At 63.0% G+C, this 12,637-nt stretch carries 14 protein-coding genes; all 14 read left to right on the forward strand.

Features of this window, described 5'->3' with window-relative positions; translation table 11 throughout:
* Window positions 1-11: 11 nt before the first annotated feature.
* The 14 genes from nifD to J2R99_RS13035 all read left to right on the forward strand — a co-directional run bounded on the left by nifD (window position 12) and on the right by J2R99_RS13035 (window position 12,628).
* Window positions 12-1,511 (forward strand): nitrogenase molybdenum-iron protein alpha chain, encoded by a 1,500-nt coding sequence (gene nifD / locus J2R99_RS12970; protein WP_307154871.1) that lies wholly within the window; start codon window positions 12-14, stop codon window positions 1,509-1,511.
* Window positions 1,512-1,544: 33 nt separating this feature from the next.
* Window positions 1,545-3,080 carry a nitrogenase molybdenum-iron protein subunit beta gene (gene nifK / locus J2R99_RS12975; RefSeq protein ID WP_307154872.1) on the forward strand — a complete coding sequence of 512 codons (1,536 nt, stop codon included), beginning with the start codon at window positions 1,545-1,547 and terminating at the stop codon, window positions 3,078-3,080.
* Between the two features lie 26 nt (window positions 3,081-3,106).
* A complete protein-coding gene (nifE, locus tag J2R99_RS12980; protein WP_307154873.1) occupies window positions 3,107-4,552 on the forward strand; it encodes a nitrogenase iron-molybdenum cofactor biosynthesis protein NifE in 1,446 nt (481 codons plus the stop codon).
* The gene (gene nifN / locus J2R99_RS12985; RefSeq protein WP_307154874.1) at window positions 4,553-5,950 is read left to right on the forward strand and encodes a nitrogenase iron-molybdenum cofactor biosynthesis protein NifN; all 1,398 of its coding nucleotides are present in this window, start codon (window positions 4,553-4,555) and stop codon (window positions 5,948-5,950) included. It begins immediately after the preceding gene.
* Window positions 5,922-6,416, forward strand: coding sequence for a nitrogen fixation protein NifX (gene nifX, locus J2R99_RS12990; RefSeq protein ID WP_370872364.1), 495 nt, complete (start codon window positions 5,922-5,924; stop codon window positions 6,414-6,416). Before nifN ends, nifX begins: the two co-directional genes overlap by 29 nt.
* Before the next feature lie 2 nt (window positions 6,417-6,418).
* Window positions 6,419-6,895, forward strand: a complete 477-nt coding sequence (locus tag J2R99_RS12995) for a NifX-associated nitrogen fixation protein (RefSeq protein ID WP_307154875.1) — start codon at window positions 6,419-6,421, stop codon at window positions 6,893-6,895.
* 43 nt (window positions 6,896-6,938) lie between these two features.
* On the forward strand, window positions 6,939-7,235 hold the full coding sequence (fdxB, locus tag J2R99_RS13000; protein ID WP_128291599.1) for a ferredoxin III, nif-specific: 297 nt from the start codon (window positions 6,939-6,941) through the stop codon (window positions 7,233-7,235).
* Between the two features lie 4 nt (window positions 7,236-7,239).
* Window positions 7,240-7,860: a nitrogen fixation protein NifQ gene (locus J2R99_RS13005; RefSeq protein WP_307154876.1), complete on the forward strand. Its 621-nt coding sequence runs from the start codon at window positions 7,240-7,242 to the stop codon at window positions 7,858-7,860.
* Between the two features lie 156 nt (window positions 7,861-8,016).
* Complete coding sequence (locus tag J2R99_RS13010) at window positions 8,017-8,337, forward strand: HesB/IscA family protein (protein ID WP_128291600.1); 321 nt, start codon at window positions 8,017-8,019, stop codon at window positions 8,335-8,337.
* An 11-nt stretch (window positions 8,338-8,348) separates the two neighbouring features.
* Window positions 8,349-8,819: a NifU family protein gene (locus J2R99_RS13015; RefSeq protein ID WP_307154877.1), complete on the forward strand. Its 471-nt coding sequence runs from the start codon at window positions 8,349-8,351 to the stop codon at window positions 8,817-8,819.
* A 10-nt stretch (window positions 8,820-8,829) separates the two neighbouring features.
* Window positions 8,830-10,032: a cysteine desulfurase NifS gene (gene nifS, locus J2R99_RS13020; RefSeq protein WP_307154878.1), complete on the forward strand. Its 1,203-nt coding sequence runs from the start codon at window positions 8,830-8,832 to the stop codon at window positions 10,030-10,032.
* The gene (gene nifV, locus J2R99_RS13025; protein ID WP_307154879.1) at window positions 10,025-11,179 is read left to right on the forward strand and encodes a homocitrate synthase; all 1,155 of its coding nucleotides are present in this window, start codon (window positions 10,025-10,027) and stop codon (window positions 11,177-11,179) included. The genes nifS and nifV overlap by 8 nt, the downstream gene beginning before the upstream one ends.
* Window positions 11,180-11,227: 48 nt before the next feature.
* Window positions 11,228-11,569, forward strand: a complete 342-nt coding sequence (gene nifW, locus J2R99_RS13030) for a nitrogenase stabilizing/protective protein NifW (protein WP_307155708.1) — start codon at window positions 11,228-11,230, stop codon at window positions 11,567-11,569.
* A gap of 204 nt (window positions 11,570-11,773) precedes the next feature.
* Complete coding sequence (locus J2R99_RS13035; RefSeq protein ID WP_307154880.1) at window positions 11,774-12,628, forward strand: electron transfer flavoprotein subunit beta/FixA family protein; 855 nt, start codon at window positions 11,774-11,776, stop codon at window positions 12,626-12,628.
* The last annotated feature ends 9 nt before the right edge of the window (window positions 12,629-12,637 follow it).

Here is a 12,637-nt window from a genome sequence, read left to right on the forward strand (position 1 = left end):
AGGAGAGCGCTATGAGCCTCGACCACAAGAACGACGCCGAGTTCCACGCCAGCCTCATTGAGGAGGTGTTGAAGGCCTATCCGGACAAGGCCCAGAAGAAGCGGAGCCGGCATCTGAGTGTCGCCAAGCCCGCGGAGGCCCCCGAAGAAGGCGGCGAACAGAATCTGTCGGAATGCGCCGTCAAATCCAACATCAAGTCGATCCCGGGCGTCATGACGATCCGCGGCTGTGCCTATGCCGGATCCAAGGGCGTGGTCTGGGGCCCGGTGAAGGACATGGTCCATATCAGCCATGGCCCGGTCGGTTGCGGCCAGTATTCTTGGGCCCAGCGCCGCAATTATTACACTGGCACGACCGGCGTCGACACCTTCGTGACGATGCAGTTCACCACCGATTTCCAAGAGCGCGACATCGTCTTCGGCGGTGACAAGAAGCTCGAAAAGGTGATCGACGAGATCAACGAGCTGTTCCCGCTCGCCAACGGCATTTCCATCCAGTCGGAATGCCCGATCGGTCTGATCGGTGACGATATCGAGGCCGTGGCGCGCAAGAAGAAGAGCGAAACCGGCAAGACTGTGGTGCCGGTGCGCTGCGAGGGTTTCCGTGGCGTGTCGCAGTCGCTCGGCCACCACATCGCCAACGATACGATCCGCGACTGGGTGCTCGACAAGAGCGAACGCGAGTTCGAGGCGACGGATTACGACGTCACCATCATCGGCGACTACAATATCGGCGGCGACGCCTGGGCCTCGCGCCGGCTTCTGGAAGAGATGGGCCTCAGGGTTATCGGCAGCTGGTCCGGCGACGGCACGCTCGCCGAACTCGAGCAGGCGCCGAAGGCGAAGCTCAACCTCATCCATTGCTACCGGTCGATGAATTACATCTGCCGCCACATGGAAGAGAAGCACGGCGTGCCGTGGACGGAGTACAATCTCTTCGGCCCGACGCAGATCGCCCAATCGCTGCGCCATATCGCCAGTTATTTCGACGATACCATCAAGGAAGGTGCGGAGCGCGTCATCGCCAAGTACCAGCCGCTCGTCGATGCCGTCGTCGGCAAGTACAAGCCGCGCCTCGAAGGCAAGACGGTGATGCTCTATGTCGGCGGCCTGCGTCCACGCCATATCGTCAATGCTTATGACGATCTCGGCATGGAAATCGTCGGCACCGGTTATGAATTCGCCCACAACGACGATTATCAGCGCACCGGCCATTACGTGAAAGAAGGCACGCTCATCTACGATGACGTGACCGGCTACGAGCTGGAGAAGTTCATCGAGCAGATCCGGCCCAATCTCGTCGGCTCGGGCATCAAGGAAAAGTACCCGGTGCAGAAGATGGGCATCCCGTTCCGTCAGATGCATTCCTGGGACTATTCCGGCCCCTATCACGGCTACGACGGTTTCGCGGTCTTCGCCCGCGACATGGACCTCGCCATCAACAACCCCGTCTGGGATCTGTTCGACGCTCCCTGGACCAAGACCGAGCCGCTGGCGGTCGCCGCCGAATAGCGCGCGCGCCGAGCCTCAAGAAGGAATGGACCCATGCCACAATCTGCAGAGAAAGTCCTCGACCACAGCCTTCTGTTCCGGGAGCCGGAATACAAGGAGATGTTCGCCAAGAAGCGTGCGGACATGGAAAACATGCCTGCCGCCGAGAAAGTGCAGGAAACCGCCGACTGGACGAAGAGCTGGGAGTATCGGGAGAAGAACTTTGCCCGCGAATCCCTCTCCATCAACCCGGCAAAGGCTTGCCAGCCGCTCGGTGCCGTCTTCGCGGCGGCGGGTTTTGAGAAGACGCTGAGCTTCGTGCACGGCAGCCAGGGCTGCGTCGCCTATTACCGCTCGCATCTCTCCCGCCACTTCAAGGAGCCGTGCTCCGCGGTTTCCTCCTCGATGACGGAAGATGCGGCCGTGTTCGGCGGCCTCAACAACATGATCGAGGGCTTGAAGAACGCCTATGCGCTCTACTCGCCGAAGATGATCGCGGTGTCGACGACCTGCATGGCCGAGGTGATCGGCGACGATCTGCAGTCGTTCATCATCGGCGCCAAAGAAAAAGAATCGGTGCCGCAGGGTTTCCCAGTGCCCTTTGCCCACACTCCGGCCTTTGTCGGCAGCCACACGACCGGCTACGACAACATGCTGCGCGGGATTCTCGAGGGCTTCTGGGCAGATGCCGAGGTCACGAAGAACGAGACGATCAACATCGTGCCGGGCTTCGACGGGTTCGCGGTCGGCAACAATCGCGAGCTGAAGCGCATCCTCGACCTGATGGGCGTGGAATACACGATCCTCTCCGACGTCTCCGATCAGTTCGACACGCCTTCGGACGGCGAGTTCCGCATGTATGACGGCGGCACGACGCTTGAAGCGGCCAAGAACGCGGTCAATGCCAAGGCGACGATCAGCCTGCAGCAATACTGCTCGGTGAAGACGCTTCAATACGCAAAGTCCCTCGATCAGGAGACGGCGAGCTTCCACTACCCGATGGGCGTGGCGGCGACCGACGAATTCCTGATGAAGGTGTCCGAGATCACCGGCAAGGAGATCCCGGAAGAGCTCAGGATGGAGCGCGGCCGTCTCGTCGATGCGATGGCCGACAGCCAGGCGACCCTGCACGGCAAGACCTACGCCATCTACGGCGATCCGGACTTCGTCTATGCGATGGCCCGCTTCGTGCTGGAGTTCGGCGGCGAGCCGCGCCACTGCCTGGCGACCAACGGCACCAAGCCGTGGGCGAAGAAGATGCAGGCCCTGTTTGATAGCTCGCCCTTCGGCGCGGAATGCAAGGCCTATCCGGGCAATGATCTGTGGCACATGCGGTCGCTTCTCGCCACCGAGCCGACGGACTTCCTCATCGGCAATTCGCACGGCAAGTTCCTGGAGCGCGACACGGGCGTGCCGCTCATCCGGCTGACCTTCCCGATCTTCGACAGGCACCATCACCACCGCTTCCCCGTCTGGGGCTACCAGGGCGGATTGCGGGTTCTGGTGACGCTGCTCGACAAGGCGTTCGACACGCTCGACGCGGCCGGGCTGGAGCCGGGCGGTGACATTTCCTTCGATTTGACCCGCTAAAAGGCGGGCGGCGCCGGGAGGCGATCATGGGCGAAGTCTTGAGGTCGAAAACAGCCGAACTCTTCAACGAGCCGGGCTGTGCGAAAAACCAGGCCAAGAGCGAAAAGGAGCGCAAGAAAGGCTGCTCCAAGCCTTTGGTGCCGGGCGCCGCCGCAGGCGGTTGTGCCTTCGACGGTGCCAAGATCGCGCTGGAGCCGATCGTCGACGTCGTGCATCTGACGCACGGGCCGTCGGCGTGCGAAGGCAACAGCTGGGACAACCGCCATGCTGCCACCTCGGGGCCGAGCACTTACCGGCTCGGCCTCACCACCGATCTCTCCGAGCTCGACATCGTCATGGGCAACGGAGAAAAGCGACTGTATCGGGCGATCAAGGACGCGATCGCCCGTTACGACCCGCCGGCCGTCTTCGTCTATCAGACCTGCGTGCCGGCGATGATCGGCGACGACATCGAGGCCGTCTGTCGGCATGCGGCGGAGAAGACCGGCACGCCCTGCATTCCGGTTCTGTCGGCCGGGTTTTCGGGCAAGAAGAATTTCGGCAACAAGCTCGCCGGTGAGGCGCTCTTCAAGCACGTCATCGGCACCATCGAGCCTGAATATACGACGCCGACGGACGTCAACATTCTGGGCGAATACAACATCGTCGGCGAGATCTGGCAGATCAAACCGCTTCTGGAAAAACTCGGTATCCGGCTTCTCGCCAACATCACCGGGGATGCGCGCTACCGCGATATCGCCGGCGCGCACCGCGCCCGCGTCAACATGATGATGTGCTCGGCGGCTCTCATCAATCTGGCGCGCCAGATGGAGGAACGCTGGGGCATCCCGTATTTCGAAGGGTCTTTCTATGGCATCGCCGATACGTCGGCAGCTTTGCGCATGCTTGCCCGCATGCTCGTCGAGCGCGGAGCCCCTGAAGATCTTTTGGAGCGCACGGAAGCGTTGATCACGGCGGAGGAGGCGCGGGCCTGGGCGCGCATCGAACCTTACCGCGAGATCCTCAAGGGCAAACGCGTCATTCTCTATACGGGCGGGGTCAAATCCTGGTCGATCGTCTCCGCTCTGCAGGAGATCGGCATGAAGATCGTCGCCACCTCGGTGCGCAAGTCGACGGAAGGCGACAAGGAGCGGATCAAGGAGATCATGGACGATCCGCATATGGTCGGCTCCGTTCCGGCACGAGAGATGTATGCGAGGCTCGCCAATGACGAGGCGGACATTCTCCTGTCGGGCGGCAAGACGCAATATGTCGGGCTGAAGGCGCGCAGGCCGTGGCTCGATATCAACCAGGAGCGCAACTACGCCTATGCCGGCTATGACGGCACCGTGGCGCTCGTGGCGGAACTCGCCAAATCCTTGTCCAATCCTGTGTGGGAGGAGATCCGTCGGCCTGCGCCCTGGGAAATCTCCGCCGATATCGTCCCGCTCGATTGCGGACCGCAATCGCGTTCCGGCGTCGGGGAGGCGTAGATGGCCACGCTCCTCCAGCCGAAAAAGAACGGCTCGATCAATCCTTTGAAGTCCTCCGCGCCGCTCGGCGCGGCGCTTGCCTATCTCGGCGTCGATGGCGCCGTGCCGCTCTTTCATGGTGCGCAAGGGTGCACCTCCTTCGCCCTGACGCTCGCCGTCCGCCATTTCCGCGAGGACATGCCGATGCAGACGACGGCGATCGCCGAGGTCGAGACGATCTTGGGTGGTGCCGACAATCTGGAGGAGGCGCTCGTCAATCTGCAGGCGCGGATGAACCCGAAGTTCATCGGCATCGCCTCGACGGCACTCATCGAGACGCGCGGCGAGGACATCACCGGCGATCTCCTGTCCATCATGCAGCGCCGCCACGAACTGGCGCGCACGGCCATCGTCTATGCCTCGACGCCCGATTATGTCGGGGCGCTCGAAGACGGCTGGGCGAAGGCGGTGACGGCGATCATCGAAGGCCTCGTCGTCCCGGGGGAACGCCGGCAGAAGAGCCTTCGGCAGATCAACATTCTGCCTGGCGTGCATCAGACCGCTGCGGATATCGACCAGCTGCGCGACATGGCGGCAGCCTTCGGTCTCGATGCTGTCGTCCTGCCGGATCTTTCCGGGTCGCTCGACGGCCATGTGAACGCCGAGTTCACGCCGATCACATCCGGCGGCACGAAACTCGAAGACATCGCCGACATGGGCGAGGGGCTCGCCACCATTGCGATCGGCCAGCATATGACCCCGGCGGCAGAGGCTCTCGAAGGGCTGACCGGCGTGCCGAGCACGGTTCTTGCGAACCTGACGGGGCTTGCGGCAACCGACGAATTGGTGGCGCTGCTGTCGCGGATTTCGGGCGTCGCGGTCCCCGAAAGCCTCAAGCGACGCCGCAGCCAGCTCGTCGACGCCATGCTCGATTGCCATTTCTATCTCGGTGGCAAGCGCATCGCCATCGCGGCCGACCCGGATCTCACTTATCAGCTCGCCGTCTTCTTCAAGAGCCTCGGCGCGGAGATCGTCACGGCGGTGACGACCACCCATCATTCGGCGCTTCTCGAGAGAGTACCGGCGAAGGAGGTCGTTGTCGGCGATCTCATGGATTTCGAAGAACGGGCGGCGGCCGCACAGGCCGATCTCCTCGTCACACACAGCCACGGACGACAGGCCGCGGAGCGGCTTGGCCTGCCGCATCTGCGCGTCGGGTTCCCGATCTTCGACCGGCTCGGCGTCCAGCACCGCTCGATGATCGGCTACGCGGGAAGCCGCGATTTTCTCTACGAGGTCGGAAACATCTTCCTCAGCCTCATCAAAGAGAAGAAGCCCGAGGATTTCACCTCGGCCGAAGTGCCTCCCTTCAAGGTTCAGGAGAAGCGCGATGTCGGTCAGACACTTGCAATTGGTTGAACGGGAGGAAGTCATGTCGGTGACCGCTGAGAGCGACGAGCCGCGGCTGCGCGTTGCGATCGCCACGCAGGATATGAAGGGGCTCAACGCGCATTTTGGCTCGGCCCGCAAATTCGCCATCTACGACGTGACGCCGACGGCGTCGCGCTTCGTCTCCGCCGCTGCCTTCGATGATGTATCGGATGAAAGCGGCAAACACCGCCTCGAGGGCGACGACCGCATCGGACCGAAGATCGAGGCGTTGAACGGCTGCCACCTTCTGTTCTGCCTGGCGATCGGGGGGCCTTCGGCCGCGAAAGTCATCAATGCGCGCATCCACCCGGTCAAATTGCCGGCGCCGGAGCCGATCGACGGCCTCATTGGGCGCGTGCAGACGATGATGTCGACCAATCCGCCGCCCTGGCTGCGGAAGGTGATGGGCACGGCGCAGCCGCGGTCGATGGATTTTCTCGACGAGGAGGATTGAGCATGGCGGAAGCGCTGATGTCTGCTGCCGAAGCGGAGGATAAGGCGATGGGCTCGCCTTTCCTCAAATCGCTCGTCGCGCTCTATCGGGCGGAGGATTCCTATGGCGCCTGGGAGAGCAAGAGCGATGCCGAGCTCCTCGATGAGTTCATCGTCACCGCAGAAGAGCGGCGGGCGAAGCCGATCATCGACGATCCCGACCCCGATCTTCTCGACCGGGTCGACAAATTCTATCGCGCCGTCGGTCTGACGGTGGAGCGAGAGACGGGGCTCATGGCCTCGCCGATGATGAGCATGCATTGGGAAGGTTTTGGGCGCGTTATTCTGACGGCCGGCAAGCTCGTGATCTTCGCGAAATCGCTGCGCGACGTGCACCGCTTCGGTTTCGAAAGCCTCGGCGATCTCGCCGAGGCCGGCATGAAAATCGTGCGCCAGGCGCGCGAGACGATCGACACCTATCCAGAGGTGGCCCGCGCCTGAGGCGTGGCCGATGAAAGGGCTTGGGCGAGCCCGGGGGGACATGATGAGCTTCGTGACACGTGACGGACGGGATTGGACGCCGGAATATCTTCTTTCGATCGATCCGAAGAAGTGCATCGGCTGCGGTCGCTGCTACAAAGTCTGTGCGCGCAACGTGATGACGCTTCGCGGCGTCACCGAAGACGGTGAGTTCGTCGACCTCGAGGACGAGGATGACGACGAGCTGGAGCGCAAGGTGATGGTGCTCGGCGATGCCGGAAACTGCATCGGTTGCGGCGCCTGCGCCAGGGTCTGCCCGACGGGCAGCCAGACGCACGGAGCCGAAGCGCTCGCGGCCTGAGACCATGGAAGCCGCGGACGTCTACGATTTCCTGATGGAGGGCGGCGAGCGGCCGCTCTGCAATGCGTTCGACGCGCATGTCATCGCCTCCGTGCTGGCGCTCGCCATTTCGGAAAGCCGCAAGGAGGAGGTTTCCGTCGTCGAGACGCTCGGTCTCGACAGCGACACTCTCAAAGACCTTGTCGGCGCGCTCTTTCCGCATGCGGCGGCGATTTTCGAGGGCCTGCCGGCCGATGTCGTGCCGACGAGAAGCGAAGACGAGGTCTGCCTTCTCGACCTCTTGATGAACGGCACGACAGAGGACAGCTCTCTTGAAATGCGGCTTGCCGAGATCATCGCCCGGCGCTGCCAGAGGCCGAACCATCTCTGGCAGGATCTCGGTCTGCGCAACCGGCGCGAGCTGGGCTGGCTGATGGAGCGGCATTTCGAGATGCTGTCGGAGGCGAACAGCCAGGACATGAAGTGGAAGAAGTTCTTCTACCGCATGATCTGTCGCGACACGGGCTATCAGATCTGCACGGCGCCGACCTGCAACGAATGCGACGACTTCGATACCTGCTTCGGCGATGAGAGCGGCGAAAGCCTGCTTGCCCGCGTCAAGCGCGATGCCGAGAAGGCGTCCTGAGGGTATTCATCCTTCCCGCTGTTGCGAAGACGCCTGTCGGCTTTGTGACATTGGTGCGGAATGCGACATTCCGTCCGGCCGCGAATCTCTATTGAAAACAGAGCCTTAGGTTTTGGCACGCGGCTTGCTGCGCTCCTGGTAACGAAGGAGCGAGGCATGATCCAACTGACCGAGGCCGCCGTGGATGCGCTGCGCACAGCGATCGCCGGGTCCGAAGAACCGGTCGAGGGCCTGCGCCTGATGGTCGAGAGCGGCGGCTGTGCCGGCCTCAAATACATGATGGGCCTCGTCGGTGAGGCCGAGCCGAGCGATGTGCTGGTGGAGCAGGCGGGCATCAAGGTCTTCGTCGACCCGATGAGCATCGCCTACCTCGAAGGCACCACCGTTGATTTCGTCACAAGCCTGGAAGGCGCCGGGTTCACCTTCGACAATCCGAAGGCGACCTGGAGCTGCTCCTGCGGCAAGTCCTTCGGATGATGGAGAGCCCCATGACTGATTTTACCCCCCTTTATCAGGATGAGCTTCTGGAGACGGCTGGCGAAGAGCGAGAGGAGCGCTGCGAAGGTGCGGCCGGTCCGGGTGAGAGGCCGATGGTGCGGCTAACGCTTCTCAACCGCACGCAGATGCCGAAGAGGCCTGCGTCGTCGCCCGAGGCGCCTGTGCAGAGCGCCGACGGCGAGGCCGGCTCGCGGAAGGCGGCGACGTTTGGGCTCGGCCTCAGTCGCGAGGAGAAATTCGCTCTTGTCGAGGACGCGCTGCAGGATGTCCGCCGCTACATCGCGGGCGATGGCGGCGACTGCAAGCTCGTCGATATCGAAGACAACAAGATCATGGTGCGGTTGACCGGTGCCTGCGTCGGCTGCCAGCTCGCGGGCGTTACCATCGGTGGCATTCAGATGCGGCTGATGGCGAAGCTCGGCGCGCCCATCCGCGTCATCCCGGTTCAGCCAAGACATTGAGGAGGCGGTGATGCGGCCCGTCTATCTCGATGCCAATGCGACGACGCCCGTCGATCCAGACGTGCTGGCGGCGATGCTGCCCTTCTTCACGGAGCATTTCGGCAATCCCTCTTCGCTGCATGGCTTCGGCTCAGTGGTGGCCACGGGGGTGAAGCGGGCGCGCGGACAGTTGCAATCGCTTCTCGGTGCGGAATCCGACCAGGAGATCATCTTCACCTCCGGCGGGACGGAATCCGACACGACCGCCATCCTCTCGGCGCTCGCCACGCAGGAGGGCCGCAACGAACTGATCGTCTCTGCGGTGGAACACCCGGCTGTCCTCGCGCTCGCTCAGGATCTGGCGAAACGGGCAGGTGTGGTCGTCCATGTCATACCGGTCGACGGGCGGGGCCGGCTCGACATCGATGCCTATGAGAAGGTGCTCGGCCGTCAGACGGCTCTCGTCTCCATCATGTGGGCGAACAACGAGACCGGCACGATCTTTCCGGTCGAACGGTTGGCTGCGATGGCGCACGAGGCCGGCGCGCTCTTCCATACCGATGCGGTGCAGGCGGTCGGCAAGATCGCGATGGATCTTCAATCCGGCCCAATTGATATGCTGTCTCTCTCGGGGCACAAGTTGCACGGGCCGAAAGGCATCGGTGCGCTTTACGTCCGTCAGGGCGTGCCATTTCAGCCGCTCATCCGCGGCGGGCGGCAGGAGCGGGGACGCCGTGCGGGCACGGAAAACGTGCCGGCGATCGTCGGGCTCGGCAAAGCCGCGGAACTTGCAGCCTTCCATCTCTATGACGAACAGACGCGCGTGCGCGAGCTGCGCGATCATCTGGAAGCCGGCGTGCTGGCCGTGATCGACAAATGCATCGTGACCGGTGACGTGGACAATCGCCTGCCGAACACGAGCAATATCGCTTTCGATGGCGTCGAAGGCGAGGCGATCGTGCATCTTCTGTCGCGCGATGGCGTCGCCGTTTCGTCCGGCTCGGCGTGCAGCTCCGGCGGCATGGACGCCTCGCATGTGATCCGCGCGATGCGCCTTCCCTTTACGGCGGCGCATGGTGCCGTGCGTTTCTCCCTGTCGCGCGACAACGAGAAAGCCGATGTCGATCGGCTGATCGAGATCCTTCCCGACATCATCGAAGAGCTGCGCGCCGTGTCTCCGTTCTGGCGAAAGGCACGGCAGCCCGCAAAGCCACAGGAGCGTCTCTATGCTTGAGGAGCGCATTGTCCCCCGTCACATCGCCTTCAACGATTCCACGCTTCGCGATGGCGAGCAGGCGCCGGGTGTCGCCTTCTCGATCGAGGAGAAGGTGGCGATCGCGCGGGCCCTCGATGCGGCCGGTGTCGACGAGATCGAGGCGGGCACGCCGGCGATGGGGGAGGCCGAGATCGAGAGCCTTGCGGCGATCGGCGAGGCGGTGACGGGCTCGCGGGTCATCGCCTGGTGCCGGATGACCAAGAACGATGTCGATGCCGCGCTGAAGACCGGCCTCAAAGAGGTCAATCTCTCCGTGCCGATGTCGGATCGGCAGATCAAGGCGAAGTTCGGCACCGATCGCGCCGATGTTCTCGACCGCATTCGCAGCGTCATTCCCCATGCCCGCGCGCATGGGCTCCGGGTCGCGCTTGGCGGGGAGGATTCAAGCCGGGCCGATCTCGATTTCATTCGTCGGGCCATTGCGGTCGCGCAGGAGGCGGGCGCCGTCAAATTCCGCTTCGCCGATACGGTCGGCATCCTCGATCCGTTCACGACCTTTGCCGTCTTTCAGCGGCTGCGGGCGATGAGCGATCTCGATCTGGAATTTCATGGCCACGACGATCTCGGTCTCGCCACGGCCAACACGCTGGCCGCGATCCGCGGGGGAGCCACGCATGCCTCCGTCTGCGTTCTCGGCATCGGCGAGCGTGCCGGCAATGCGGCTCTCGAAGAGGTGGCGACGGCGCTCGATCATATCAGCGCCCATAAGAGCCGGGTCGACCTTACGCATCTGACGGGGCTCGCGGAGCTCGTTGCGGGGGCGGCGGGCCGTCCGATCCCGGAATCGAAGCCGATCGTCGGGGCCGCCGCCTTCATGCACGAATCCGGCATCCACGTTTCCGGCCTTCTGCGCGATCCGGCAACCTATGAGGGTCTCAATCCGGAGCGGCTCGGGCGCGCGCGCACCATCGTTCTCGGCAAGCATTCCGGCATCTCCTCGATGCGCCATGCGCTCGAGACTCTTGGACTTGTCGCCGACGACACGCAGACGCGCACGCTGCTCGATCTGGTGCGGGCAGAGGCCGCCAAGGCCAAGCGCGCGGTCGGCCTTCACGAAGTTGCCGCTCTTCATGCGGCGCTGACGGCACGCGAACTCGCGGCCTGACCGGTTCTCAAGGGAAAGCGCGGGCGCGAAGCTGCCGCTGCGGAGGATATCATGGGCGTTTTGGACGAATTGCGGGAGCTGTCGGCCGCGGAAGAGTTTTTCGCGTTTCTCGACGTGCCGTACGATCCGAAGGTGGTGCATGTCGCGCGCCTGCACATTCTGCGGCGCATGGGCGAATATCTCGCCGCCGACCATCTCGACGATCTCGATGATGAGGTCGCGCGCGAAGCGTGCCGCACGCATCTGGCGCACGCCTATGAGGACTTCACACGGTCGTCGCCCCTCGAACAGCGCGTCTTCAAGGTGCTGAAGCAGGCCGCGGGTGGCCCGAAGCCGAAATCAAAGCCCTTCGTGGCGCTCAACACCCTGACAGGACGCGCCAGCCAGTGACACTTCTGTCGGGTTTGCGACAGCTCCCGTCTGCTTTTGATCGTGTCGTGCAAACCCGACAATCTATAAAAGACCATAAATATCAGTTGTTTGGATGGGTTTCGAGATTGGCACGCTGCTTGCGAGAGGCCTGATGAGGTCTTGAATTCGGCACCGACCACCAGATGCAAGCTGGTTCCGGTGCGCATGAGGAAGGCAGGAACGATGCAGATCGTCGTGTGTATCAAGCAGGTTCCGGACAGCGCCCAGATCCGCGTTCATCCGGTCACCAACACCATCATGCGCCAGGGTGTGCCGACCATCATCAACCCTTACGATCTTTTCGCGCTCGAAGAGGCTTTGCGGCTGCGCGACAAGTCCGGCGGAGAGGTGACGGTGCTCTCCATGGGGCCGCCGATGGCCGAGGATTCGCTGCGCAAGGCGCTGACTTTCGGTGCCGATCGTGCGGTCCTCCTGACGGATCGCTTCTTTGCGGGCTCCGACACTCTGGCGACGAGCTTTTCGCTGTCGCAGGCAATCAAGAAGATCGGTGAAGTTTGGGGCGCCCCCTCAATCGTCTTTACCGGCAAGCAGACGATCGACGGGGATACGGCCCAGGTGGGGCCGGGGATTGCGACGCGTCTCAACCTCAATCAGCTCACTTACGTCGCCAAGATCGGCCCGATCGACCGTGAGGGCGGCACTATCGAGGTAGAGCGGCGCGCGGAAGGCGGTGTGCAGGTCCTGCAGACGAAGCTTCCCGTTCTCATCACCATGCTCGAAGGCACCAATGAGATGCGGCGCGGCTCGCTTTCGGCCGCGCTCTCGGCGGCCAAGGCCGATGTGACGGTGTGGAATGCGGCCGATATCGGCATCGAGGATGTCACAAAATGCGGCCTGCGCGGCTCGCCGACGGTCGTCAAGCGCGTCTTCGCGCCGACGCCGCGCGAAGAGAAAGCCGAGCAGCTTCCCGTCAGCGGCAAGAGCCCCGACGAGATCGCCGATACGCTCATGAATGAAGTTTTCAGCCGGCATCAGACGATCGAAGACGATCTGATGAATTTCGCGGCCGGGCAGTAGGAGGCAAAG

The sequence above is a fragment of the Rhodopseudomonas julia genome (assembly GCF_030813515.1).
GTDB classification, from domain to species: Bacteria; Pseudomonadota; Alphaproteobacteria; order Rhizobiales; family Afifellaceae; genus Afifella; species Afifella julia.

Bases quoted from the DNA above. Each gene is read 5' to 3' on its own strand.
- nifX (WP_370872364.1), top strand. From the start codon at position 5,922: ATGTCGGTCAGACACTTGCAATTGGTTGAACGGGAGGAAGTCATGTCG.
- nifN (WP_307154874.1), top strand. From the start codon at position 4,553: ATGGCCACGCTCCTCCAGCCGAAAAAGAACGGCTCGATCAATCCTTTG.
- J2R99_RS13015 (WP_307154877.1), top strand. From the start codon at position 8,349: ATGACTGATTTTACCCCCCTTTATCAGGATGAGCTTCTGGAGACGGCT.
- nifD (WP_307154871.1), top strand. From the start codon at position 12: ATGAGCCTCGACCACAAGAACGACGCCGAGTTCCACGCCAGCCTCATT.
- J2R99_RS13010 (WP_128291600.1), top strand. From the start codon at position 8,017: ATGATCCAACTGACCGAGGCCGCCGTGGATGCGCTGCGCACAGCGATC.
- nifV (WP_307154879.1), top strand. From the start codon at position 10,025: ATGCTTGAGGAGCGCATTGTCCCCCGTCACATCGCCTTCAACGATTCC.
- J2R99_RS13005 (WP_307154876.1), top strand. From the start codon at position 7,240: ATGGAAGCCGCGGACGTCTACGATTTCCTGATGGAGGGCGGCGAGCGG.
- nifK (WP_307154872.1), top strand. From the start codon at position 1,545: ATGCCACAATCTGCAGAGAAAGTCCTCGACCACAGCCTTCTGTTCCGG.
- J2R99_RS12995 (WP_307154875.1), top strand. From the start codon at position 6,419: ATGGCGGAAGCGCTGATGTCTGCTGCCGAAGCGGAGGATAAGGCGATG.
- J2R99_RS13035 (WP_307154880.1), top strand. From the start codon at position 11,774: ATGCAGATCGTCGTGTGTATCAAGCAGGTTCCGGACAGCGCCCAGATC.
- fdxB (WP_128291599.1), top strand. From the start codon at position 6,939: ATGAGCTTCGTGACACGTGACGGACGGGATTGGACGCCGGAATATCTT.
- nifS (WP_307154878.1), top strand. From the start codon at position 8,830: ATGCGGCCCGTCTATCTCGATGCCAATGCGACGACGCCCGTCGATCCA.
- nifE (WP_307154873.1), top strand. From the start codon at position 3,107: ATGGGCGAAGTCTTGAGGTCGAAAACAGCCGAACTCTTCAACGAGCCG.